Genomic DNA, 24,833 nt, shown 5'->3' with positions numbered 1-24,833 from the left:
CTTTTGTTTTATATGCCAAGCTCTTTTGATCGCTGTTCTTCCCGTTGATTACGCATGATTTTAGTGAAACCACGATGATTGTGCTGTTCATCAAACAGCGGGAAAACCAGCCCGCTGCCCCAAAAGCGTGTGCCGTCCTTGCGTACATGATAACGCTCATCGATAGCTCTGCCCCGGCTCAGCGCTTTTTTTAATTCGGCTTCGGGTTTACCTTCGGCAATATCTTCGGGAGTAAAAAAAATCCGGGCGCTTAGGCCTAATACTTCCTGTTCGGTGTAGCCAAGCACTTTTTGGGCACCGGTATTCCAGCTGTTAACGTCACCATTTTTATCTGTAGTGATCACCGCGTAATCTTCCAGGCTGTCCAACACCTGCCTGAAAAAGTCCTCGCTCATCCTAAAATAAGTGTCGTCGAAAAGGTCCTGGCTGGTTATAGTGTCACCAAAGGTTTGATATTCGATGAAAATACTGGTATTGTCGACACCACAAACCAGTTGCATGGGCTCGCGGGTGATGCGGTAAAAAGTTTCAAAGCCTGTTGGTAATTTATTTAATTCCGGTTTTTCTTTTATTGGTACAAGTGTTATGTCGACAGCCTCATCTTCCTGTTGATTCAGGCTGATCTTAACTAATACATATTCATAGCCTTTTTCAATCAGATCGCCAAGTAGTTGTGAGGTTAACGGAGTGCGCATTTGTAGTAGATTAATCCTTTGAAAAGCATTAAGTACAAAAATGACACCAGTTATAAATTTATAGCTGATAGAGGCAACTATTATTGTTAAAAAACCTCGTTAAGTCCTAAAAAGAAACCACTTGAACCATATGTGCCTTTGCCATAATCAATACAAAGGTTTGATCGGGTGTATTTATTAAACAACAACCTTAAGCCAAGGCCTGCTCCCGGTTCCCAATATCTGAATAGTTTTACCCTTTGCTGGTTGTTGGCGGTTTCAACATTTACGAAAGTAACAGCGCTTAATAGTTTGTTAGCAGTTAAGGGAAACCTATACTCGGCCTCATTATATACAAATGATAAGCCCTTAAAACGCCCGATTATAAATGCCCTGCCTATACGCCCGTAAGCATCACTGCCTGTACCTGGCAGTTCAAGATAAGGAAGCGCACCGCTAAATAAATAGTTTGACCAGTGCCAAACGGCAAATACGCATTCGGGATTAGTTGATGATAAGCTCCAGTACTTTCTGAATTCGAGCTTTACCTGCATAGCGTTGCGGTTGCTGCCCAGCCAGGTTTGGTTGCTTCGTAAAACTATATCGGCATAAATACCCCGAAAGGGCCTGTTAGGCTGATCGCGGTTATTAAATTGAAAATTAAAAAGTAAGCCATTGGCCTGATACGAACTGACGGGAAAACCGTTGCGAATACTATAACGAAAGTTGTGTGTTTGGGTTATAGGGATTTCTTTACGGTTGTCGTCGATATGACTGTAATAATTAAAGCTTAGCCCGGCACCTACATATATATGATGTGCCAGTTTACGGTAGATGCGCTCGTTAGCCTTGATGTATACATAACGGATAGGAAATGCATCAGGATTATTTTCAAAATGGGTGTTGTTCATGAAAAAGTTGCCCTCGCCAAAACTGCGCCTGCCGGTGCCGAGGCCGTTGTCCATGGCAACGGTTTTCCCTATTTGTACAGTGCCCTGCAGGTTCCACTTGTTTTGTGCCGAAAAAGCGTTTTGTTTAAATTCAAAAGTAGAGAGCCCGCTTGTTGACAGGTAAAAGCCGGCATTAATTACCGAAAGCGTTGTAGTTGAAGGATCGCCAAAGTATTTTCCTCCTGATGAGATCACCCCTCCGGCGAAACCTACGCTCGGGTTATAAGCCGCCGATGGCAATACCGACCAGTAGGTACGGTTTCGTACCTGTTCGGTAGCCGCGTCAGGTTTGCTGCTTTTGCCGCTGAATATAGAAGCTAAGATCCCATTGGCGTCTACCTGTGTTTGTAATGAATCAACCGGATCGGCCAGGGTTTGGGCAAACAGCTTGCAGGTACTTAAAAGTACAAACAAGGTTAAGGTGAGCCGGTAAACAGCGGGAGCCAATTATTCAGGGATTAATTAGTGTTCCTGCTAATATATTTATATCATCTGAATGTAAAAAACTTATTACGAAATAAACCGTGAGTTTTAATGGAACACGGATTTGCGTTAGGGATAGAAGAGTAAAGCCCGGAGCGAGTGTTGGCGTTGCGCACCGGCAAAGCGAGGACTTGCAGCGTATAGCCCGGGCCGCAGGCAACGCCCAATCCATCATGATGATCAGGTTACTTTTTTAAATAACCGGTATTAAATAGAAAAACAGGTATGGGACGCTCTTTAAATTTCAATACACGTTTACTGTTGTTGGTTATTTTGACGAATGTGATGCTTATAACTGCATGTAGTTCGTTGGATAAAAAGGAGTATGCTGCAATAAGTTTGAACACCGCGCAAATGATCGAGGCTGATAGCAGTGTGATAGATACTTCTTTTAATGGCCCAGGAATATTAGCTGCATATTTGTACAATACTACGAAACGCTCCCAAAATGATACTATACCTGCTGTGGATGTATTTATTTGCAGATCACATAAACGAGATACTGCTTTGAGCGATACCATTGTTATTTTTGATACACAACTACGAGGGGAAATCCCGGCAAGTATAACCAACTACTGGACTAATTTGCACTACACAAAAAACTGGAGAAACTGCGAGGCTGCTGTATCTGCTAATGAGTTAAGCATAATTAAAAAGTATAAATATAAATATGCAAAAGTTACGCTTGTAACAGATGATTGAACGCCTTTAACTTATTGAATTTGCTCGTTGATTTGGGTCATGATGCAATAATTGAAGCAACTGTAAAAAGTGGTACGGTGAAAACGCCGGCCATAAGCTGAATTCCGGTTCAAACAGGTACCGGCACGCGGTTGTGAATACACGACCGCCAGGGAGAAAAAAATCCTGCATATTCCACCAAAAATCCACCTAAGTCCCGGTTCACACTAAGCATCCCGCCAATCGTCAAATCCTAAAAATCAAGGTTCATAGAATTTCCTTAAAATCTATTTGCTAATAAGATAATTAACCCTATCTTTGCAGTCCCGAAAATACGGGGTATAATAAACGTTTAAACAATTTAATTTAAAGCAAGTGAATACGTTAAGTTACAAAACTGTCTCAGCCAACAAAAAAACCGTTAACAAACAATGGGTTGTTGTTGACGCCGAAGGCGAGATTTTGGGGCGCTTGTCTACGAAGATCGCAATGATCATTCGTGGTAAAACCAAGCCTGATTTCACCCCAAACGTAGACTGTGGTGATAATGTGATCGTTATCAACGCAGACAAGGTAAAACTGACCGGCAACAAACTAAGCGACAAAGTTTATGTTCGTTACACTGGATATCCAGGTGGTCAGCGTTTTATTTCTCCTAAGGAGTTATTGGCGAAACATCCAACCCGCATCATCGAGAAAGCGGTACGTGGTATGTTACCTAAAAATCGTTTGGGTAAAGCATTATTCGGCAATTTGCATGTATATGCAGGTGCTGAGCATCCTCATGCAGCGCAAAACCCAACAGCCATTTAATTTTTAATTTTTAAGGAGAAAAAAAATGCCAACAACTAACACTTCAGGCAGAAGAAAAACAGCCGTTGCCCGCATCTACCTTACAGAAGGAAATGGTGCGATCATCGTTAACGGTAAAGATTACAAAGAGTATTTCCCTACTTTGCCATTGCAATACATCGTTACTCAGAGCACTGAGGTTTCTGGTAGCACCGGAAAATATGATGTTAAAGCAAACGTTGCAGGTGGTGGTGTAAAAGGACAGGCAGAAGCCGTTCGTTTAGCTATCGCTAAAGCTATTGTTGAACTTGATGCTGAAAAGAAACCGGCATTACGTGCTAAAGGCTTAATGACCCGCGATGACCGTATGGTTGAGCGTAAAAAACCAGGTCGCAGGAAAGCACGTAAGAGATTCCAATTCAGTAAACGTTAATCACAGGAGGACAACAAAATGGCAAGAACAACTTATCAGGATTTACTGGACGCTGGTGTACACTTTGGTCACCTTACCCGTAAATGGGATCCGAAAATGTCACAGTACATTTTCATGGAGCGTAACGGTATCCACATTATCGATTTAAATAAAACCTTAACTAAGGTTGAAGAAGCTGCTGCAGCTATAAAACAAATTGTAAAATCAGGCCGTAAGGTATTATTCGTAGCTACAAAGAAACAAGCGAAAGATATCGTTGCTGATTACGCAAAAAGCGTAAACATGCCATACATCACCGAGCGTTGGTTAGGTGGTATGTTAACCAACTTTGCTACTGTACGTAAGTCAATCAAAAAGATGTCAAACATCGATAAATTGACTAAAGACGGTACTTACAGCAACCTTTCTAAAAAAGAGCGTCTGATGATTCAGCGTGAGCGTATCAAATTGGAAACCCTTTTAGGTGGTATCTCTGACTTGAACCGTTTACCGGCTGCTTTATTCCTGATCGACGTTAAGAAAGAGCACATCGCGGTTTCAGAAGCATTAAAGTTGAACATCCCTACATTTGCTATGGTTGATACCAACTCTGATCCTTCAAATATCGACTTCCCGATCCCTGCGAATGACGACGCTACTAAATCAATCTCTTTGATTACCAGCATCATCATCAAAGCTATTGAAGAAGGTTTAGATGAGCGCAAACGCGAGAAAGAAGACGAAGCTGAAAAAGAAGCAGTAGCTGCAAAAGCTAAAGCTGATGCTCCTGAAGTTAACGAAGGCGGTAAAAGAACCCGTAAAGTTGCTGAAGTAGCTGCTGAAGGCGAAGCTGAAGCTCCGGCTGCTGAAACAGAAGAATAAGCCCCCTAACCCCCTGAAGGGGGAACAAGGAACAAATATTTAAAGCCTCCCTGATTCCGTTAAAAGCATCAGGGAGGATTTTTAATATTAAAAATAGTTGCAGGTTACAGTGGCGTAATACCATAACGGTAACTTGTAACCCGATATAAAAAATCTTAAAACTCAAAAAAACATGTCTACAGTACAAATTTCTGCAGCCGACGTAAACAAACTGCGCCAGCAAACCGGTGCCGGTATGATGGATTGCAAAAAAGCATTAACCGAAACTAACGGTGATTTTGAAGCAGCTATCGATTTTTTAAGGAAAAAAGGTGCTAAAGTTGCAGCAAGCCGTCAGGACAGGGAATCAAACGAAGGTGTTGTTATTGCACGTACTTCTGAAGATTTTAAAACCGGTGTTATCATCGAGCTTAACTGCGAAACTGACTTCGTAGCTAAAAACGCTGAGTTCATCGCTTTTGCAAACGAAATTGCTAACAAAGCTGTTGAAGCAAAACCGGCTTCAATTGAAGAGCTTTACGCCCTTGAAATTGACGTTGAAACTGTTCGCGTTAAAATTGGTGATGCTATCATCGAAAAAACCGGTAAAATCGGCGAAAAAATCGGTGTATCTAAATATGAAGTTATTAGCGGCGAAAAGGTTGTTGCTTACATCCACGGTAACTTCCGTTTAGGTGTATTGGTGGCTTTGAGCGCTGATGGTGCCGGTGCGGAAGAAGCAGGTAAAGACGTAGCTATGCAAATTGCCGCTATGAACCCTATCGCTTTGGATAAAGATGGTGTTGACGCTTCAGTAATTGAGCGTGAGCTTGAAATTGCTAAAGAGCAGATCCGTGCAGAAGGTAAACCAGAAGCAATGGTTGAAAAAATTGCTGCTGGTAAATTGAATAAATTCTACAAAGACTCAACCCTGTTAAACCAGGAGTTTGTGAAAGATTCATCTAAGAGCATTTCACAATTCCTTGACTCGGTTGAAAAAGGCCTTACAGTAACCGCCTTCAAGCGGGTGGCTTTAGGAGCTTAATCATATTATCCCCCGATGAAAATCGGGGGATTTTTTTTGCCCTGTTGTTTTTAATTGAAACGACGGTTTTGTTCCCCTCTTGAGAGGGGGCGCGACGGGAAAGAGCGTTTGTAGGGGTGTGTTTGTAAAAGCGGACAGACACACCCCTCCACCCCTCTCAAGAGGGGAATCGCACAGGCCCTCGCTTTAAAATGCATTGGTTTTAACAGTTACATTGATCAAGCAATCATGCCTATCCTCGCCCTCCACAACCTCAAACTCATCTCAACCGGCACCATCGCCGAAGATAAAGCCGTTTTGATCTCAGATGGCATTATCACTGATATTATTGACGATACTGTTATCCCCGCGAATGCTGTGAAGAAAGACCTGAACGGCGCATACCTTGCACCCGGGTTTATCGACCTGCAGATTTACGGTAGCGGAGGGCAACTTTTTGCAGGTAAGCCCACTGTTGAAGCATTAGAACAGCTGGAAAATGACCTGTTGAACCAGGGAACTATCGGGGTGTTTGCCACCATCGGCACCAACACCAATGATATTGTGGAAACGGGTATAGAGGCTGCTAAGATCTATCGCGAAAAGAGTAAAGGCGCTTTTTGGGGATTGCACCTGGAAGGACCTTACTTAAACCCTGCCAAAAAAGGAGCACACCCCGAAAAATTTATTAAAAAAGCTACCCTTGCAGAAGTTAAAGGCTGGCTTGAAAAGGCCGATGGCGTTATCAAAATGATCACCATTGCCCCCGAACTGCAGGATCAGGATGTGATAGATTATTTATATGAGCAGGGTGTTATCATATCATCCGGCCATAGTAATGCTACCTATGCCGAAGGTAAATTATTTTTAAAGAAACCGGTACAGGCAGTAACTCACCTGTTTAATGCTATGCCATCCATGCACCATCGTGAGCCTGGTTATATTCCCGCTATTTTTGAAGAGCGGCCGTACACCAGTATCGTAGCCGATGGTATCCATGTTGATTTTGCTATGATCCGCCTGGCGAAGCGCGAATTGGGTGATAAGCTTTTTCTGATCACTGATGCGGTTACCTCAACTAAAGAGGGGGCATACCAGCATGAGTTACGCGGCGACAGGTATACCATGCCCGATGGTACTTTATCAGGTTCAAACCTTACCATGCTTAAAGCAGTTGAAAATTGCGTTAAATTGGCCGGTATTGACCTGGCTGAGGCTGTAAATATGGCATCATTATATCCCGCCGAGTTAGCATCGCAAACAAAAAAGGGTAAAATAGAGAAAGGCTTTGATGCCGACCTTGTTATTTTTAATGCTGATTTTGAAGTGCTTGGGACTATACTAAAGGGTGATTTTTTAACAAAGACAACATAAAATTTTAACACTGAAATTTATTCGCTATTTTTGGCGAACTACTCCCGTATGAACAGAGCTTTATCAATTCTTGATATAAACAAAAGCAGGTTTCATCTTTTTCTATTATTAGCAAATCACACCAAATGAAATACAAAAGAATATTACTGAAACTTTCGGGCGAATCGCTGATGGGCGCAAGGCAATATGGTATTGATAATAACCAGGTTTTGCAGTATGCTCATGACATTAAAAACGTTTATGATGCCGGTATCGAGATTGCGGTAGTTGTTGGAGGCGGTAATATTTTCAGGGGATTAAGTGCTGAAAAATCGGGCATGGAACGTGCGCAGGCCGATTATATGGGTATGCTTGCAACGGTGATTAACTGTATGGCGCTGCAAAATGCTTTAGAAAGCATTGGTGTGGAAACCCGCCTGCAATCGGCCATTAAAATGGAACAGATCTGTGAACCTTACATCCGCCGTCGTGCTATGCACCACCTGGAAATGGGCAAGATAGTGATCTTCGGTGCGGGTACAGGTAACCCTTACTTTACTACTGATACTGCCGCTTCATTACGCGCCATTGAAATTAAAGCCGATGTGGTATTGAAAGGTACCCGCGTTGACGGAATCTACACTGCCGACCCGGAAAAAGACCCAAGTGCAACCCGTTACGACGAGATCACTTTCCAGGAAGTATATGACAAAGGCCTTAACGTAATGGACATGACCGCCATCACCCTGTGCCAGGAAAATAAGCTGCCTATCATTGTATTTGATATGAACAAGGAAGGTAACTTTATGAAAATTGCCAAAGGCGAAGATATTGGCACGCTCGTAAAATAATTTAAGCTAAAAGCAGAAGGCTTAAAGCTTAAAGCCGAACGCAAAAAGCTCAAAGCTAATAACGCTAACACTCAAAACGCTTTTAGCTTTAGGCCTTAAGCCTTAAGCTAAACCACATCGCTTTACGCTAAATACAAAAGGCCGCCTTTGTTAAGAGCGGCCTTTTGTATTTAGGGTGAATGCACAAAGCTATAAAGCTTTTAGCTTTAAGCCTTTGGCTTTCTGCTTATTTGGCATCATTAATAGCTTTGATTGCGTCATCGGCTGCTTTTGCCGAGGCATCATCCTTCATTGAGGTACGGGAAGCTTTGATCCCTTCCAGCTGTGTAATTACAAAAGGTGCAGCCCCGTAAACCTTAAATTTAATGCCTGCATTTTTAAGCTCTTCAATTCCTTGCTGTGCATATTCGGGCTTGTTAACTTTAGCGGTCATGTCGGCAAAGTTTTTAAGGGAATTGAATTTTTCCTGAATCCCTGCCTCGGTAAACGCATGGTAAACAAATGGCCATTCAGCATCATTACCATTAGTTGTATATAAAGTCATGATAGCGGCAGTTAATGCGCCTTTGTTGTCTTTTTCAAGGCCTTTGGCTAAGCTTAATGCCTTGGCCGGGTCAAGTTGTGCAATGGCGTTTAAGGCAGCGCCCTGTACAGCGTATGATTCGCTCGATATGGATTGGGTAAACAAAGTCATATTACCGCTTGCTTTCAATTTGCCTAATGCTGTAATAGCAGCTGCTTTTACAAGCGTGTTATTATCGGCTTGAGCTAATGCGATCAATATTGGCTGGGCCGCATTACGCACATCATCTTTAGTGAGGTTTAATGCCTTGATGGTTTTAATGCGCAGTCCATAATACTTATCCTTTAAAGCCGCGATCAGGATTTTTTGCGCTTGCGGACGGGTTTGATCTGATGCAGCAGCTTCTATAGCCTCGTAACGGTCGAGGTAATTAGGGGCGTTGAAATACTGGAATGAAAACTCGTCAATTGTTTTATTGTCAGTTTTCTTGGTTAACAGGATTTTATCGGCATCAACGTTCACCAAATCAGGCTTGCCGGCCAGTTGGTAGCTGATAGAATCTACCTTGTCATTCATCCATTCTTTATGGCGCACTTTTTTACCACCCTGGTAAATGTCGATAGCCATCGGCAGTTTAAAAGTTTGACCGTCCTGGGTTTGTTTCAGGTAAACCGTTTCGGTTTTGGTAGCCTCGTCCCATTTATAACTAATGTTCAATATTGGGTGACCTGCTCCATAATACCACTGGTTAAAGTACCAGTTAAGGTCCTGGCCGCTGGCTTCTTCAAACGCTAAACGTAATTGCTGAGCTTCACCATTTTTGAATGCGTTTGTTTTCAGGTAAATGTTAAGGCCTTTATAAAAAGCGGCATCGCCTAAATAATTGCGGAGCATGTTCAGGATGCGGCCGCCTTTTTGGTAGGTTACTGCGTCAAAAACGTCCTCTTTATCAGCATAATAAAAACGCACCAGGTTTTTAGTACTGGCTCCCTGCGAACGGAGATAGCTTTGCATATCTGCATAGTTATGCGCATCAGCTTCGTCCTTGCCATATTTATGTTCGGCCCAGATGGTTTCGCTGAAATTAGCAAACGATTCGTTTACGGTAAGGTTGCTCCAGCTTTCGGCAGTAACATAATCGCCAAACCATTGGTGAAACAGTTCGTGAACAATGGTGCTGCGGCCGTTGTTGAAATTAGCATCAATCAGTTCGCGGTGCGTAGCCTGTACGTAGTCACCATGAAGGGTGGCTGAGGTATTTTCCATTGCACCGCTCACGTAATCACGCACTACAATTTGCGAGTACTTAACCCATGGAAAATCAACACCTAAAGTTTTTGAATAAAAGTCGATAGCTTCCGGGGTAAAGCCAAATATTTCTTTGGCATAAGGAGCATATTTGGGCTCCAGGTAATAGCTTACTTCTTTATCTTTCCATTTGTCTTTATAGATCTTGAAATCGCCAACAGCCATCATAAATAAATATGGCGAATGTGGAAGTTCTTGTTTCCAGGTGTCGGTACGGGTACCGTCGGCATTTGTTTTTTGAGCAGTCAGTTTACCGTTTGACAGGGTTACATACTTTGCCGGCACGGTCATCGTGATCTCTTCCGTAGTTTTTTGACTTGGCTTATCGATAGTAGGGAACCAGGCCGACGAAGCTTCGGTTTCACCCTGTGTCCAGATCTGGGTTGGCTTATCTTTTTCAGTACCGTCGGGGTTAATGAAGTATAACCCTTTTGCGTCATTGATAGCCGCGCTGCCTTTAGCTTTCAGCTCATTGGGCTTGGCGGTATAGTCAATGTAAATGGTATAACTTTCGTTATTGCGGTAAACTTTGTCCAGTTTAATGGCTACCGAAAGGCTGTCCTGGTAAGTAAATTTAAGCGGCACATTTTTACCATTTTTTACCACCGAGATGTTTTTAAGGTCCATGCCTTTAGCGTCGAGCCTTAAGCTATCAGTTGGATAAAAGTGAGGTTTCAAAGTAACCCATTCCTTACCGTACATGTAGCGTTTTTTGTAATCGAAGCGCACATCAAGTTTGGTGTGAATAAGGTCGTTGATTTTAGTTGGTACGGCCCGGTAGATCTTTAATGCCGGGTTATCTGGCGGAGGAGTTTGCTGCCCGTAGGCAGTTGTCATAGCTGTGGTAAGAACACACGACAGCATGAGTTTTGTAATTAGTTTGCGATCAGTCATATATAGTACAAAAAGTTTGCTTTTTACAAGCTGTTAAGGATAGTTAATTTTCAAATATACACCCTGTCAGCCAAAATGTTTTATGCGTAAATCACCTATGACGCGTGGGATAGGATTATGTTACGCGGTGTGACTGATTTTTGACAGACGCTGAGGGCAGAAGGCAAAAGTAAGCCCGGCCCGGCCGCCGAATAATACTTGCGCCGGCCGAGGGCAGAGGGGGTTAACAGGGTTAACACAATTTTGAATTACGTTAAATAAATAATTGGTAATCAGCTACTTATTAAAAGCAGGGGGTTACACCAATGAATGGTTAAAGATGTTCAGTTTGTAACAGGTGTTATCATACTGGTCAGGCTAAAGAATACTTTGCTTAAAACCGGACACCAGATGTACGCTTTCGTACAGTAATAACGGTGGTTTTTGTATAAGTATTTGATATTCAGATGGTTTCATAAGTGGCACATGTTTTATTCAAAAGTAACAGTTGTATTCTATCTTTTGATAAACTAACGCCTGTTTGAGAGATGAACTTGGATGACCACATTTGGAGCCTGGCTTCAAAGAAATTGGCTAATGAAGCTTCGGAAAAGGAGTTGCAAGAGCTAAATGCCTTGCTGGCCGAAAACCCGGTGCTGCATAGCCAGCTAAGGTTAATGTCGAAATGGTGGGATGATGGAGAGGAAAAGCCAAAGAGTGACGGTTCGGCTTTGTTTGGCAGGATCCAGGCAAAAATCAAAGATATGGAAGGCACAGGGTTATCAGCGGTAGTTGAAACGCCTTCTCCGGTTAAACCGGTGAAAACTATGCAGACTAACTATAACAGCACTGAAAAATTAAAACAACATAGCCCCTTTTTAAATAGCACCGCCATGATTAAAAATTATTTAAAGGTCGCTTTAAGACAGTTGCGCAAGCAAAAAATGTATACTGCTATTAAAATCGGCGGCTTTGCGTTTAGTATTGCGGCCTGCCTGCTAATTGCTCTGTACATTCGCGATGAGTTAAGCTTTGATAAAAGCTACCCCAATGCCGCCAATGTTTACCGCTTAATTGGCGACTATCATGATGGCGGTTTACATGAAAAAGGTGTTGACTGGCCATCGGTTATGGGAAAGGTGATTAACCAGGATTTTCCGGAAGTGGAAAAATCAGGCCGTTTAATGCCTAATTCGTTGTTTTGGGGCGCTGGCAGCAATGAACTGAAACGAGCCGACCAGGCCGACAATACCCACGAAGACGGTTTTGCCTATGCCGATCAGGGCCTGATTGATATATTGAACGTACCGATGGTTTACGGTGACGCTAAACATGCGCTCACGGAGCCACTGAGCATGGTAATTTCAAAAAGCAAGGCCGATAAATATTTTCCCGGTCAAAATCCGGTAGGCAAGGTGATGTACCTGAACAATAACAAAACCAAGCCCTTTAAAATAGCCGCTGTAATGCAGGACATGCCGAATAATTCGCACCTGCACGATTTTAAATTTTTAATAACCCTTGCCGGTGTTGAGTTCTGGAACGGAGAGCAAGCTACCTGGGATGCCAATAACTATCATATTTATATGGCACTGAAACCGGGTACCAACATACCGGCTTTTGAAAAAAAGGTTAGCACTAATATTCTTAAAAACTATTATGTGCCCAACATGACCAAAAACGGCGACAAGCGGGCAGGCCGGGTAATGGACATATTTAGCATGAAAGTGCAGAATATCCAGGATATCAATTTGCGCTCATATGATATCCATGATGGTATGGCGCACGGAGATATCAGGTTTATCTGGCTGTTTGGCGCAGTAGCAGGCTTTATTTTGGTGATTGCCTGCATCAACTTTATTAACCTATCAACCGCCAAGTCGGCTAACAGGGCCAAGGAGGTGGGCCTGCGCAAAGTGGTTGGTTCACAACGCAGCGGTTTGATCAGGCAATTTCTTACCGAATCGTTATTATACAGCTTTTGCTCTTTTGTTTTAGGGTTGATATTGGCATGGGCGCTCTTGCCTTATTTTAATGTATTGGCATCCAAGTCACTAAATATGCCCTGGGCGCAATGGTGGCTGGTTCCGGTGGTATTGGCATCGGCATTTTTGATTGGCATTGTGGCCGGTATTTATCCCGCGTTTTACCTGTCGGGTTTTAAGCCTGCCGAGGTGCTTAAGGGAAAGCTAAGCACCGGTAGTAAAAGTTCTGCGCTCAGGAATGTGCTGGTGGTTTTTCAGTTTGCAACGTCCATTATCCTTATCATCAGTACAGTGGTGATCTATAACCAGATGCAATTCATCCTTAATAAAAAAGTGGGGTTTGAAAAAGACCAGGTGTTAATGATCCAGGGTACTAATACGCTTGATAACCAGGTAAAGGCATTTAAGAATGAACTGTTAAAACTGCCGACCGTTAAAAGTGCCTCTGTCAGCGATTTTCTGCCGGTTTCGGGTACCAAGCGTAATGGAAACCAGTTTTTTAATGATGGTAAGCAAAAAGTGGAAGCCGGTGTTGGCGGCCAGTTTTGGGATATAGATCATGATTACCTGCAAACCTTGGGTATTAAGCTGGTAGCTGGCCGCAACTTTAACCCCGACATGAAAACCGATTCGCAGGCGGTGATCATTAATCAAACTATGGCCAAAAAGCTTGGCCTCAAAAATCCTATAGGTAAAAAGATCGTCAACTATGGTCCGGCTAAAACCATTATTGGTGTGGTACAGGATTTCAATTTTGAATCCATGCGTGATGGCATTGAACCCATGGTGCTTCATTTGTCGGCAAGTGAGTCGATAGTATCGGTAAAAATAAAAGCAGGCGATGTAAAGAACGCCCTGGCACAGATCACCACAACCTGGAAACAGTTTGCACCAAACCAGCCTATCCGTTATACTTTTATGGATGAACGTTTTGCCAGTATGTATGCCGACGTACAGCGCATGGGCCGCATCTTTACCAGTTTCGCGGTATTGGCCATTATCATAGCCTGCCTTGGCCTGTTTGCCTTAGCTGCTTTCATGGCCGAGCAGCGGAGCAAGGAAATCGGTATTCGCAAGGTACTGGGCGCTACCATAGGTAACATCACCACCATGCTATCCATGAATTTTGTAAAATTGGTATTCATCGCCATTGTAATAGCTACACCTATAGCTTATTATGCTATGACCAAATGGCTGCAGGATTTTACCTATCGTGTGCCATTGAGCTGGTGGATGTTTGCCCTGGCGGGTATAGCGGCAATTATGATAGCGCTGGTTACGGTAAGCTATCAAAGTATTAAAGCAGCACTGATGAACCCGGTAAAGAGTTTGAAGACGGAATGATTTGATTTCGGATATCGGATGTTCGATTTCGGAATTTGTCTGAACCGGGATTTGCCGGATTTTAAGATTTATTAGTCAGACTGAGAAATCCCGAAATCAATAAAATCCTTCAAATCCAGGTTCGGACAGACAGCGTTAGGGATTGAAGCAGATACCGGCCTGTGGCTAAGGCCTGTGCAGTATGAGCGTAAAGCCCGGGCCGAAGGTAACGCCAATATTGATTTCGGATATCGGATGTTCGATTTTGGAATTTGCCTGAACTGGTTTTTTTTGATTTTCGGGATTTTGGCCTGATCAATAAATCCAAAAATCCGGAAATCCTTCAAATCCAGGTTCAGACAATTATGCGATAAGCACCAGTGAACTAATGAACCATTGAACTAATGAACCAATAAGATGATTAAAAGTTATTTAAAAACAGCATGGCGATTTTTGTTGAAAAACAAAACCTTTAGTTTGATAAACATAGTAGGATTAGCCACAGGTACACTGTGCTGCCTGTACATTTTACTTTACGTGCAGGATCAGTATAGCTATGATAAGCAGCATAAAGATGTTAAGGATATTTACCGCATAACTACCTCGCTTGAGTTAACCGGCGATAAGCATAACAGCGCTACCAGTTCGCCACCCATTACACCAGCTATGAAAAATGATTTTGGTGAGGTTTTGCAGTTTACACGCCTGGTAACCACCGATGGATTTGGGGCCAAGCAGCACCTGCTACGCTACAAAGAAAAATCATTTTATCAGCAGGATGCTGCTTATGTGGATTCCACCTTTTTTGATGTGTTCAACTTCCATTTTGTTAGTGGTAATGCTAATAAGGTGCTATCCGAACCTTATAGTATTGTATTGTTGAAACCGGTTGCTGATAAGCTTTTCGGCGGCGAAAATGCTGTGGGCAAGATGATCTCTATCGACAATTCATTCGGTAAGCATGATTTTAAGGTTATGGGGGTTGTTGACGAAAGTGCCGGCCGGTCGCACATTCATGCCAGCATGTTTATGGCCATGAACGGCGGTGGTTTGGGCGAGTATGTAAGGCGGAATACCGCCTGGGCCGGGAATAACTTTTTATATGCTTATGTAAAACTCCGCCCCAATGCCAGCGCGGCTGCGCTGGAAAAAAAACTTCCGGACTTTTTAAATAAATACGGTGCCGACCAACTGAAAGCCATAGGCATGAAAAAAGTATTGCACCTGCAGCCTGTAACTACCATACATACAACGCCGGGGCGCGAGCACGAGCTTACAAAAACACTCGATCCATCGTTTTTGTATATCATGATATTGGTGGCTGTACTGATACAGGTAGTGGCCTGTATCAACTTCATGAACCTTTCGACCGCGCGTGCATCCAAACGTGCTAAAGAAGTGGGTGTACGTAAAGTGATAGGCGCCGGCCAGGGCGATTTGATGAAGCAGTTTTTAGGCGAATCATTTATGCTGACGCTTATGGGTGTAGCCATAGCTTTACCATTACTCGTATTGCTGCTGCCATATTTAAATCAGGTAACCCATACCGATATTCATTTATCGTTTTTTAGCAATTACAGGCTTTGGCTAATGCTGATGGGCATAGTTGTGGTTACCGGCTTTGTGGCCGGAAGCTATCCTGCATTTTACCTGTCGGCGTTTAAGGCTATCAAGGTGATCAAAGGCAATTTTACCAGTCATATTTCGGCAGCAGGGATCCGTAAATCATTGGTAGTGTTTCAGTTTGTGCTGTCGATAGTGCTTATAACAGGCATTATTGTGATCTACAGTCAGCTCAATTTCGTAAAGAATAAAGATCTTGGCTTCGACCAAAATCAAAAGCTCATCTTTAATTTTTATACCGGTACTACTCAAGGCAAAATGAAAAATTTTGCAAATGATTTAAGGCAACTGGCCGAAGTTAAAACCGTAAGCAACGCTGATAATTACCTGAGCCAGTTTGTACCACATGATCATGGGGTTTACCCAGCCGGTGGCAACATGACTACCGCTATCGACGCACAAAATATTAATACCGACGAATTTTTTGCCAAAGCGAACGGCATAAAAATAATTGCCGGCCGGGATTTCCGGATAGGGGATACTACCCGGGTACTCATTAACGAAACCTTATGTAAGCGCCTGGGACTAAACCCGCAGACTGCTCCGGGGACGCGATTGTATACCCAATATGATCCGGACCCGGTGACCTTTGTTGAAGTGGCCGGGGTAATGAAGGACTTTAACTATAACTCCCTGCATATGGAAGTAAAGCCGTTTATGCTGGTTTACCGTAATGATCCGAGGCAGTTTAATGTGATGGTGGTATCAACAGATAGCAAAAACTATAAATCGCTGCTGGGCAAAATGGAAGCGCTGTGGCGTAAAGACATAGCCGACGCACCATTTGAATATTCTTTCTTAGATACCGAGGTGCAAAAGCAGTATGAAACTGAAGTTACCTTGTCGCAAATTATTAATGCCTTTACGCTGATGGCGATAGTGATATCCTGCCTTGGCCTGTTTGGCCTGGCAGCTTTCAGTGCCGAACAGCGCAGTAAGGAAATAGGTGTACGTAAGGTGCTCGGCGCCAGTGTAACGGGTATTGTGCAGTTATTGTCGAAAGATTTTGTACAACTGGTGCTGATAGCCCTTGTAATATCCACGCCAATAGCATGGTGGGGCATGAGCAAATGGCTGCAAGCCTTTGAATACCGTGTATCTATAAGCTGGTGGATGTTTGCCCTGGCCGGTGTGCTGGCTATGGTAATAGCCCTGCTAACGGTAAGCACACAAGCCATAAAAGCTGCGAGGATGAACCCGGTGAAGAGCTTGAAGGCGGAGTGATTTTGATTTCGGATTTGGGATGTTCGATTTCGGAATTAGTAATATAAAATATGTCGTGCAACAATATGGGTAGTGCATGAGCTCGATGCGGCAATTTCGTAGCTAATGCACGAAGTTATATAGCGGCAATCCAAACGCGGCGGAGTTGCCGCGCTACGCTCGTAATGATATAGTTTGGCAAAAAGGACCAATGGATTAATGAACAAGTGAACCAATGAACTAAGCATATGATAAAAAACTATTTAAAAGTAGCCTGGCGTAACTTGCTGCGTAATAAAACGCATGCGTTTATTAACGCTGCGGGGCTTTCGGTGGGCTTGGTGTGCAGCCTGCTCATCATGCTTTGGGTGCAGAATGAGCTGGATATGGACTCGTGGTTTAAAAATGGGTCACGGATCTATGCAGTTTATGAGTTACAAAAGTATGACCATAAGCTGCATGGTAGTTACAATACTCCGGGCCACACTACCGAAGAGATGAAAAAAGTATTCCCGGAAGTACAGTACGGTGCAAATATGGGTTTCGACCAGTGGAATACCTTCCAGGCAGGCGATAAAATATTAAAGATTGGCGGTACCTCCGCCGGCGAAGATTATTTCAAAATCTTTAGTTATAAACTGCTTCAGGGTTCGGCCAAAACCGCATTAAATACCCCAAAGAGCTTGTCCATCTCACGTAAAATGGCTAACCGGTTTTTTGGCAGCGCAGAGGCGGCCATTGGTAAAACAATCCGCTATGAAAACGCTAAAGATTTTACAGTTACTGCTGTATATGAGGACATGCCGAATAACAGCTCGCAAAAGTTTGATTTTGTGATGAACTGGTATAACTTTTTGGATGAAAACACCTGGGCGCGCGACTGGGGCAACCAGGGGCCAGCCGCTGTTATTATGCTTCGCCCGGATGCCGACCCGGTGAAGTTTGCTAAAAAGATCCCTCATTTTTTAGATTCTTATAACGGTACAAACCGTAAAACATCAACTTTTATCATCGACCTGGGGATGATGCGCTATAGCGATACTTATCTGCGGGGCAATTTTGAAGATGGAAAAATTGTAGGAGGGCGTATTGAATATGTACGTATTTTCAGCATAGTGGCGGTGTTTATTTTGCTGATAGCCTGTATCAACTTCATGAACTTAACTACAGCCCGCTCAGTTAAGCGGGCTAAAGAGATTGGGGTACGCAAGGTAGTAGGTGCCGTGCGTTCGGCTTTAATAGGCCAGTTCATTGCCGAGTCGATGCTCATTACCGCACTTTCGGTTTTGGTTTCCCTGATATTGCTTGTACTGTTGTTGCCGTTGTTTAACGAGGTAACCCAAAAGCAAATTGAATTGCCCTTTCATGATGCTGCTTTTTGGTTCAAACTTGTGGCAATTACACTAATAACCGGTTTAGTATCGGGGAGTTATCCGGCTTTATTCCTGTCGTCGTTCAATCCGGTTAAAGTGCTCAAAGGAGCGCTGAAGCTTGATACCGGTACTACTTTGTTCCGTAAAGGGTTGGTGGTGTTTCAGTTTGTACTATCAGTTGTGCTGATTACCGGTACTATAGTTATAGCGGGGCAGATGAATTTTATCCAGTCGAAAAATTTAGGGTATAACCGCGAAAACCTGGTTTATATTCCGCTTGAAGGTGATTTGACAGCCAAATACAGCACCGTTAAGCAAGAGGCTTTGAGAATGCCCGGGGTGCAATCAATTACGCGGATCACCAATACACCAACCAATATCCAGAATGGAACGGGCGGTGTTGACTGGATAGGTAAGGACCCCAATGTTAATATCCAGTTCACCCAGGCATCGGTAGGATACGATTTTGTGAAAACTATGAAGATCAAAGTATTGCAGGGTCGCGATTTTTCGAAAGACTTCCCGACGGATTCTGTTGGCTATATCCTTAACGAAGCCGCGCTGAAAAGGATAGGGTATAAAAACCCAATAGGCCAGCCGCTGACTTTTTGGGGCAAACATGGCAAAATTGTAGGTGTGATCAAAGATTTTCATTTTAACTCCATGCATGAAGAAATTAAGCCATTGGTGTTAAGATGTGCCGAAAACGAAAACTATGGCAGTATCCTGTTACGTACGCAGCCCGGCAAAACCCGCGAAGCACTGGCCAGCATGGAAAAGTTGTGCAAACAGCTAAATCCGGCCTTCCCGTTCAATTACAATTTTTCGGATGAGGAATATCAGAAGTTATACCAAAACGAGCAGGTGATTGGTAAACTATCGGACGCATTTGCCTTTTTAGCCATCTTTATATCATGTCTTGGCTTGCTTGGCTTAGCCATGTTCACAGCCGAACAACGTGTAAAGGAGATAGGCATCCGCAAGGTACTGGGCGCGAGTGTAGGCTCGTTGTTCAGGCTTTTATCAACGGAGTTTATGTTACTGGTAGTAATCGCCTTACTTATTGCTTCACCAATAGCATGGTATGCTGCTTCAAAATGGCTGCAGGGTTACGCTTACCGTACACAGGTACAATGGTGGATGTTTGGACTATCGGGCACGTTAATTATTTTGATAGCGCTGGCAACTGTAAGTTTCCAAAGTATTAAAGCAGCGCTGATCAACCCGATAAAAAGTTTGAGATCAGAATAATAGATTAATTATTTCGGATATCGGATTTTTGATTTCGGAATTACCAAATAACAATTTATGTCATTGCAGGGAACCATCAGGGAAAACCTGGAAAAAACCGTGATGATATGTAAAATATATTTTAGCGATGGTGTGCGGAGGGCGCGTTAGGGATTGCAGTGTAAAGCCCACAGCGCGGGTTGGATTGTGGGCAGGAAAGGCGAGGACTTGCAACGGAAAGCCCGGGCCGCAGGCAACGCCCATATTATAACGCAGATTAAAAACACACCTAATAATTGATAGCTTATGATCATGTCATTATAGTAGAAGCGACGAAGCAACAGCATACTATACAGAGCCTATTTGCTTAGCATGCGGTTATCCTCCAACAATGACTAAATGATAGGCCACCAATGAACTAATGAACAAGTGAACCAATGAACTATAATCATGTTAAAGAATTACATCAAAATCGCGTTCCGTAATATTGTTAAAAACAAGGTGCATGCCTTTATTAACATTGCGGGTTTATCGGTAGGGATGGCGGTGGCCATGCTTATCGGTCTTTGGATCTGGGACGAGTTATCGTTTGATAAGTACCATAGCACCTATAACCGCATGGGGCAGATTATGGTTACACAAACGGCAAATGGAGAAACGCCTACTTTTCGATCGACCGTGGTGCCGCTGAGTGCCGAATTGCGCACTAAGTATGCCAGCGATTTTAAACATACTTCGCTTTTTTGGGGTGGGGCGCATATTCTTGCGGTAGGTGATAAAAAGATATCACAAATTGGGGCCTGGGCCGAAGGTGATTTGCCGGCCATGCTCGCATTGAAAATGGTAAAAGGTAGTTATACCGAATTCAGGGATCCTTCATCAATAGTTATATCTCAATCAATTGCCAAAGCGCTGTTTGGTAATGCAGATCCAGTCAATAAAACTATCAAGGCTGATAATAAAACAAACCTAAAAGTTATAGGCGTATATGAAGACTTGCCGCGCAATACCTCGTTTTATGAAACAAAGTTCCTGATGCCTTTTTTTAATAAAAACAATTGGTGGGGCACACAAACAGGAGCATGGGATAACCATGGCTGCTCATTGTATGTTCAGCTGGCTGATAACGTGGATTTTGATAAAGTATCGGCCAAGATCAGGAATATCACCAAGCCGCACTTTAAGATGAATGATGAAAGTATACAGGTGCATCCCATGAGCAAATGGCACCTGTACAGCGATTTTAAAAACAGCAAACCTGTTGGTGGACTTATTGAAATGGTTTGGCTGTTTGGTATTATCGGGGTATTTGTATTGTTACTGGCCTGTATCAATTTCATGAACCTGAGTACTGCCCGAAGTGAGAAACGTGCTAAGGAAGTGGGGATCAGAAAGTCTATCGGTTCCATGCGCTCACAGCTCATCAACCAGTTTTTGAGCGAATCGGTAATATTTGCATGTTTGGCGCTGGTGGTTACGGTGGGTATAGTTTTGGTTGCGCTGCCATCATTTAATCATATTGCCGATAAACAAATAAATATGCCATTTGGCAATGTTTGGTTTTGGCTCCTGGCTTTGGGTTTCACCTTATTTACAGGCGTCATAGCAGGCAGTTATCCGGCATTTTACCTTTCATCATTTGAGCCGGTGAAGGTTTTAAAGGGGACTTTCAAGGTAGGCCGTTTTGCGTCTCTGCCGCGTAAGGTTTTGGTTGTTGTGCAGTTTACGGTATCCATAGCGCTGATTATAGGTACTATCGTTGTGTTCAGGCAAATCCAGTATGCTAAAGACAGGCCGGTCGGTTATTCGCGTGCGGGCTTGCTTTCTATCGAAATGAAGACTCCTGAGATTTACGGACATTATGAAACTATGCGTAACGACCTGATCCAAACCGGTGCGGTTGAGGATATGGCCGAATCAAACAGTACTACTACAGAGATTTGGGCAAATAACGGAGGTTTTGACTGGGAGGGCAAGCCTGCAGGGTTCGACCCAACTTTTGGTACCGTTGCTGCAACTTATGATTTTGGGCATACCGTAGGCTGGAAAATTATCCAAGGGCGGGATTTTTCAAGAAACTTCCCAACGGATACCGGCGCCTTTATCCTGAACGAATCGGCAGTGAAAATGAGCGGCATTAAAAATCCGGTAGGCAAAGTGATCAGGTGGAATAAACAGGATCACATTGTTACGGGCGTTGTGAAGGATATGGTGATGGAATCGCCTTACAAAAAACCTGTAGCTACTGTATTTATGATGCTGCCGGGCTGGGTTAATTTCATAACACTAAGGGTTAAACCAACCATGCCCATGCAGGAGGCTTTAAAAAAGATAGAACCGGTGTTCAAAAAATATAACCCCGGCAGCCCGTTTGATTTTAAGTTTAATGATGATGAGTACGCGAGCAAGTTTTCGGATGAGCAACGGATAGGTAACCTTGCTACCATATTTGCGGTGCTGGCTATATTTATATCGTGCCTCGGCTTATTTGGCCTGGCTTCATTTGTTGCCGAACAACGTATCAAGGAGATAGGGGTACGCAAAGTATTGGGTGCTTCGGTGGCTAATTTGTGGCGGTTGCTCTCCTCCGAGTTTGTGGTTTTAGTTACCATATCACTCTTTATAGCTATTCCTGCAACATACTATTATATGAACAACTGGCTGCATAAGTATGAATACCGGTCGACCATAACCTGGTGGATCTTCGCGGCATCAGGAGTTGGCGCTGTGGTAATCACTTTATTAACGGTTAGCTATCACGCCATAAAAGCAGCGCTGGCTAACCCTGTAAAGAATTTGCGATCGGAATAAGCGATTAGAGGTTGGAGATTATAGGTTAGGAGAAGGGGATACCAATGAACTAATGAACAATTGAACCAATGAACCATGTTTAAAAACTATTTAACCATTGCGTGGCGAAACCTTGTTAAGAACAAGGCGCATACGTTTATTAATATCACGGGCCTTTCGGTGGGGATGGCGGTAGCCGTACTCATTGGCCTCTGGATCTGGGATGAGTTATCATACAATAAGAGTTTTGACAATTATGACCGTATTGTGCAGGTGTGGCAAAATCAAACCTTTAATGGTGTTACCGACGCGCAAACAGCCATGCCTATGCCGCTCGGGTATAAACTCCGGGACGATTTTAAGCATGACTTTAAATATGTAGTGCTTTCAACCTGGACGGATACGCATATTATGGCTTATGATGATAAAAAGCTCACCAAACAAGGGAACTACATGCAGGCCGAAGCACCTGACCTGCTTAGCCTCAAAATGCTGAAAGGCACACGTTCGGGCCTGGCAGATCCCTCATCTGTTATGCTTTCTGCATCACTGGCTAAAGCGCTTTTTGGCGATGCCGACCCGATGCTCAAGACCATTAAAATTGATAACGAGTGGAATGTTAAGGTAACGGGAGTGTATGAGGATATACCGCATAACAGCAATTTTCGGGATCTTGGTTTTGTTGCCCCATGGGATCTGTACATGACCACGATGCCCTGGTTAAAAAATGCCCGTACGCGCTGGGGCAATAATTCCTGGCAAATCTTCGCTCAGCTAAAACCGGGTGCCAATTTGGATAAGGTATCGGCAGAGATCAGGAATGTAAAACTTGACGGTCTTAAAGCCCAGGGCGATAATGTGGGCGTGAGTTTTAAGGCTGCGGTTTTCTTACATCCCATGAGCAAATGGCACCTGTACTCGGAGTTTAAAGGTGGGTTTAATACTGGTGGTGATATCAAATTTGTATGGATGTTTGGCATCATCGGTGTGTTTGTGCTGCTGCTGGCCTGTATCAATTTCATGAACCTGAGCACCGCCCGGAGCGAGAAACGGGCCAAGGAAGTGGGGATCCGTAAAACGGTAGGATCGTTAAGGAGCCAGCTGATCAGCCAGTTTTTTATTGAATCGCTCATGATCGCCGTGTTTGCTTTTGGAGTTTCTATATTGCTGGTACAGTTGATATTGCCCTGGTTTAATACCGTAGCCGATAAAACAATGCATGTGCTTTGGGGCAATATTGTATTTTGGTTGATGGGGTTAGGTTTCAGCATCTTTACAGGCTTAATAGCAGGAAGCTACCCTGCGTTTTACCTGTCGTCGTTTCAGCCGGTTAAGGTGCTTAAAGGTACTTTTAAGGCCGGGCGTTTTGCCGCTATACCACGTAAGGTGCTTGTTGTATTGCAGTTTACAGTTTCGGTTACCCTAATCATTGGTACCATCATTGTTTTCAGGCAGGTGCAGTTTACCAAGAACAGGCCTATTGGGTATGAGCGCACGGGGCTTGTGCAGATGGACATGCGCACGAACGAGATCCATAAGCACTTTGAAGCGGTAAGGACCGATCTGCTTAAATCCGGCGCTATTATTGAAATGGCCGAGTCTGGCAGTCCGCTTACAGGCGTTTATTCAAATAACAGCGGCCTTAACTGGCGGGATAAGCCAGCGGGTTTACAGGATGATTTTGGTACAATAACTATTAGCCCCGAGTTTGGAAAAGTAGCCCAGTGGGAAATTGTTGACGGCCGTGATTTTGAAAAGAATAACCTTGCCGATTCGCTGGGTATTATCGTTAATGAGTCGGCCGCCAGGTTCATGAACTTTAAGCACCCGGTTGGCGAAACGGTAGATTGGTTTAAGAAGTTTAAGATCATTGGTGTAATCAAAGACATGGTGATGTCGTCGCCATATGAGCCGGTTAAGCCATCGGTGTTTTTGTTGGATAAAAATGATTTTAGCCTGCTTGACATCCGCCTGAACCCTAAGATGAGCGCGCATGACGCTTTGGCCAAAATTGAAGCCATGTTTAAAAAATATGCGCCCGGTACTCCTTTTGAATATAAATTTACCGACGAGGAGTATGCCCGTAAGTTTAGCAATGAAGAACGCATTGGCAAGCTGGCCGGCTTTTTTACGCTGCTTGCCATTTTTATCAGCTGCATGGGCTTGTTTGGGATGGCATCGTTCATGGCCGAACAACGTACTAAGGAGATTGGTGTACGCAAAGTGCTGGGCGCTTCAATATTCAGCCTATGGCAATTAATGTCGAAAGAATTTGTGCTCCTGGTGTCGGTATCATTACTGATAGCCATACCAACAGCTTATTACTTTATGCAGGGCTGGCTGCAGGATTATAAATACCGGGCCGATTTATCATGGTGGATATTTGGCCTCACCGCAATAGGAGCTATCGCTATAACGTTGCTCACGGTAAGTTATCAAAGTATAAAAGCAGCTTCAATGAACCCGGTAAAAAGTTTGAAAACGGAATAGGGTGGTTAGTGATTAAAAATTAAAGATCAGT

General features: G+C 43.5%; 15 protein-coding genes. 12 read left to right on the top strand and 3 right to left on the bottom strand.

Annotated elements, in window-relative coordinates:
- Positions 1 to 8: 8 nt before the first annotated feature.
- Both MusilaSJ_RS11585 and MusilaSJ_RS11580 read right to left on the bottom strand, forming a co-directional pair.
- On the bottom strand, positions 9 to 695 hold the full coding sequence (locus MusilaSJ_RS11585) for a PAS domain-containing protein (RefSeq protein ID WP_274990089.1): 687 nt from the start codon (positions 693 to 695) through the stop codon (positions 9 to 11).
- An 86-nt stretch (positions 696 to 781) separates the two neighbouring features.
- Complete coding sequence (locus MusilaSJ_RS11580; protein WP_274990088.1) at positions 782 to 2,071, bottom strand: BamA/TamA family outer membrane protein; 1,290 nt, start codon at positions 2,069 to 2,071, stop codon at positions 782 to 784.
- A 261-nt stretch (positions 2,072 to 2,332) separates the two neighbouring features.
- On the opposite strand from MusilaSJ_RS11580, the gene MusilaSJ_RS11575 reads away from it, so the two are divergent.
- The 7 genes from MusilaSJ_RS11575 to pyrH all read left to right on the top strand — a co-directional run bounded on the left by MusilaSJ_RS11575 (position 2,333) and on the right by pyrH (position 8,081).
- A complete protein-coding gene (locus tag MusilaSJ_RS11575) occupies positions 2,333 to 2,809 on the top strand; it encodes a hypothetical protein (protein WP_274990087.1) in 477 nt (158 codons plus the stop codon).
- 354 nt (positions 2,810 to 3,163) lie between these two features.
- Positions 3,164 to 3,601 carry a 50S ribosomal protein L13 gene (rplM, locus tag MusilaSJ_RS11570; protein WP_090529488.1) on the top strand — a complete coding sequence of 146 codons (438 nt, stop codon included), beginning with the start codon at positions 3,164 to 3,166 and terminating at the stop codon, positions 3,599 to 3,601.
- Between the two features lie 25 nt (positions 3,602 to 3,626).
- The gene (gene rpsI / locus MusilaSJ_RS11565) at positions 3,627 to 4,013 is read left to right on the top strand and encodes a 30S ribosomal protein S9 (protein ID WP_090529485.1); all 387 of its coding nucleotides are present in this window, start codon (positions 3,627 to 3,629) and stop codon (positions 4,011 to 4,013) included.
- A gap of 18 nt (positions 4,014 to 4,031) precedes the next feature.
- A complete protein-coding gene (gene rpsB / locus MusilaSJ_RS11560; protein ID WP_090529482.1) occupies positions 4,032 to 4,874 on the top strand; it encodes a 30S ribosomal protein S2 in 843 nt (280 codons plus the stop codon).
- 172 nt (positions 4,875 to 5,046) lie between these two features.
- Positions 5,047 to 5,898, top strand: coding sequence for a translation elongation factor Ts (gene tsf, locus MusilaSJ_RS11555; RefSeq protein ID WP_274990086.1), 852 nt, complete (start codon positions 5,047 to 5,049; stop codon positions 5,896 to 5,898).
- A gap of 228 nt (positions 5,899 to 6,126) precedes the next feature.
- The gene (gene nagA / locus MusilaSJ_RS11550) at positions 6,127 to 7,251 is read left to right on the top strand and encodes an N-acetylglucosamine-6-phosphate deacetylase (protein WP_274990085.1); all 1,125 of its coding nucleotides are present in this window, start codon (positions 6,127 to 6,129) and stop codon (positions 7,249 to 7,251) included.
- Between the two features lie 125 nt (positions 7,252 to 7,376).
- The gene (pyrH, locus tag MusilaSJ_RS11545) at positions 7,377 to 8,081 is read left to right on the top strand and encodes a UMP kinase (protein ID WP_090529473.1); all 705 of its coding nucleotides are present in this window, start codon (positions 7,377 to 7,379) and stop codon (positions 8,079 to 8,081) included.
- A 226-nt stretch (positions 8,082 to 8,307) separates the two neighbouring features.
- Here pyrH and MusilaSJ_RS11540 read toward each other — a convergent pair whose 3' ends face one another.
- Positions 8,308 to 10,749 (bottom strand): M1 family metallopeptidase, encoded by a 2,442-nt coding sequence (locus MusilaSJ_RS11540; RefSeq protein WP_274990084.1) that lies wholly within the window; start codon positions 10,747 to 10,749, stop codon positions 8,308 to 8,310.
- Between the two features lie 584 nt (positions 10,750 to 11,333).
- Here MusilaSJ_RS11540 and MusilaSJ_RS11535 point away from each other — a divergent pair.
- From MusilaSJ_RS11535 to MusilaSJ_RS11515, 5 genes are all read left to right on the top strand, one after another.
- On the top strand, positions 11,334 to 14,114 hold the full coding sequence (locus MusilaSJ_RS11535; protein WP_274990083.1) for an ABC transporter permease: 2,781 nt from the start codon (positions 11,334 to 11,336) through the stop codon (positions 14,112 to 14,114).
- 456 nt (positions 14,115 to 14,570) lie between these two features.
- Positions 14,571 to 16,940, top strand: coding sequence for an ABC transporter permease (locus MusilaSJ_RS11530; RefSeq protein WP_274990082.1), 2,370 nt, complete (start codon positions 14,571 to 14,573; stop codon positions 16,938 to 16,940).
- A gap of 227 nt (positions 16,941 to 17,167) precedes the next feature.
- Positions 17,168 to 19,543, top strand: a complete 2,376-nt coding sequence (locus MusilaSJ_RS11525) for an ABC transporter permease (RefSeq protein ID WP_274990081.1) — start codon at positions 17,168 to 17,170, stop codon at positions 19,541 to 19,543.
- A gap of 429 nt (positions 19,544 to 19,972) precedes the next feature.
- Complete coding sequence (locus MusilaSJ_RS11520; RefSeq protein ID WP_274990080.1) at positions 19,973 to 22,333, top strand: ABC transporter permease; 2,361 nt, start codon at positions 19,973 to 19,975, stop codon at positions 22,331 to 22,333.
- A 75-nt stretch (positions 22,334 to 22,408) separates the two neighbouring features.
- Positions 22,409 to 24,802, top strand: coding sequence for an ABC transporter permease (locus MusilaSJ_RS11515; RefSeq protein ID WP_274990079.1), 2,394 nt, complete (start codon positions 22,409 to 22,411; stop codon positions 24,800 to 24,802).
- Positions 24,803 to 24,833: the final 31 nt, after the last annotated feature.

Source organism: Mucilaginibacter sp. SJ, assembly GCF_028993635.1.
Taxonomy (GTDB): domain Bacteria; phylum Bacteroidota; class Bacteroidia; order Sphingobacteriales; family Sphingobacteriaceae; genus Mucilaginibacter.
This window is presented reverse-complemented; position numbering and strand designations above follow the sequence as displayed.

Bases quoted from the DNA above. Each gene is read 5' to 3' on its own strand.
- MusilaSJ_RS11585 (WP_274990089.1), bottom strand. From the start codon at position 695: ATGCGCACTCCGTTAACCTCACAACTACTTGGCGATCTGATTGAAAAA.
- MusilaSJ_RS11575 (WP_274990087.1), top strand. From the start codon at position 2,333: ATGGGACGCTCTTTAAATTTCAATACACGTTTACTGTTGTTGGTTATT.
- rpsI (WP_090529485.1), top strand. From the start codon at position 3,627: ATGCCAACAACTAACACTTCAGGCAGAAGAAAAACAGCCGTTGCCCGC.
- rpsB (WP_090529482.1), top strand. From the start codon at position 4,032: ATGGCAAGAACAACTTATCAGGATTTACTGGACGCTGGTGTACACTTT.
- tsf (WP_274990086.1), top strand. From the start codon at position 5,047: ATGTCTACAGTACAAATTTCTGCAGCCGACGTAAACAAACTGCGCCAG.
- nagA (WP_274990085.1), top strand. From the start codon at position 6,127: ATGCCTATCCTCGCCCTCCACAACCTCAAACTCATCTCAACCGGCACC.
- pyrH (WP_090529473.1), top strand. From the start codon at position 7,377: ATGAAATACAAAAGAATATTACTGAAACTTTCGGGCGAATCGCTGATG.
- MusilaSJ_RS11540 (WP_274990084.1), bottom strand. From the start codon at position 10,749: ATGACAACTGCCTACGGGCAGCAAACTCCTCCGCCAGATAACCCGGCA.
- MusilaSJ_RS11535 (WP_274990083.1), top strand. From the start codon at position 11,334: ATGAACTTGGATGACCACATTTGGAGCCTGGCTTCAAAGAAATTGGCT.
- MusilaSJ_RS11525 (WP_274990081.1), top strand. From the start codon at position 17,168: ATGATAAAAAACTATTTAAAAGTAGCCTGGCGTAACTTGCTGCGTAAT.
- MusilaSJ_RS11520 (WP_274990080.1), top strand. From the start codon at position 19,973: ATGTTAAAGAATTACATCAAAATCGCGTTCCGTAATATTGTTAAAAAC.
- MusilaSJ_RS11515 (WP_274990079.1), top strand. From the start codon at position 22,409: ATGTTTAAAAACTATTTAACCATTGCGTGGCGAAACCTTGTTAAGAAC.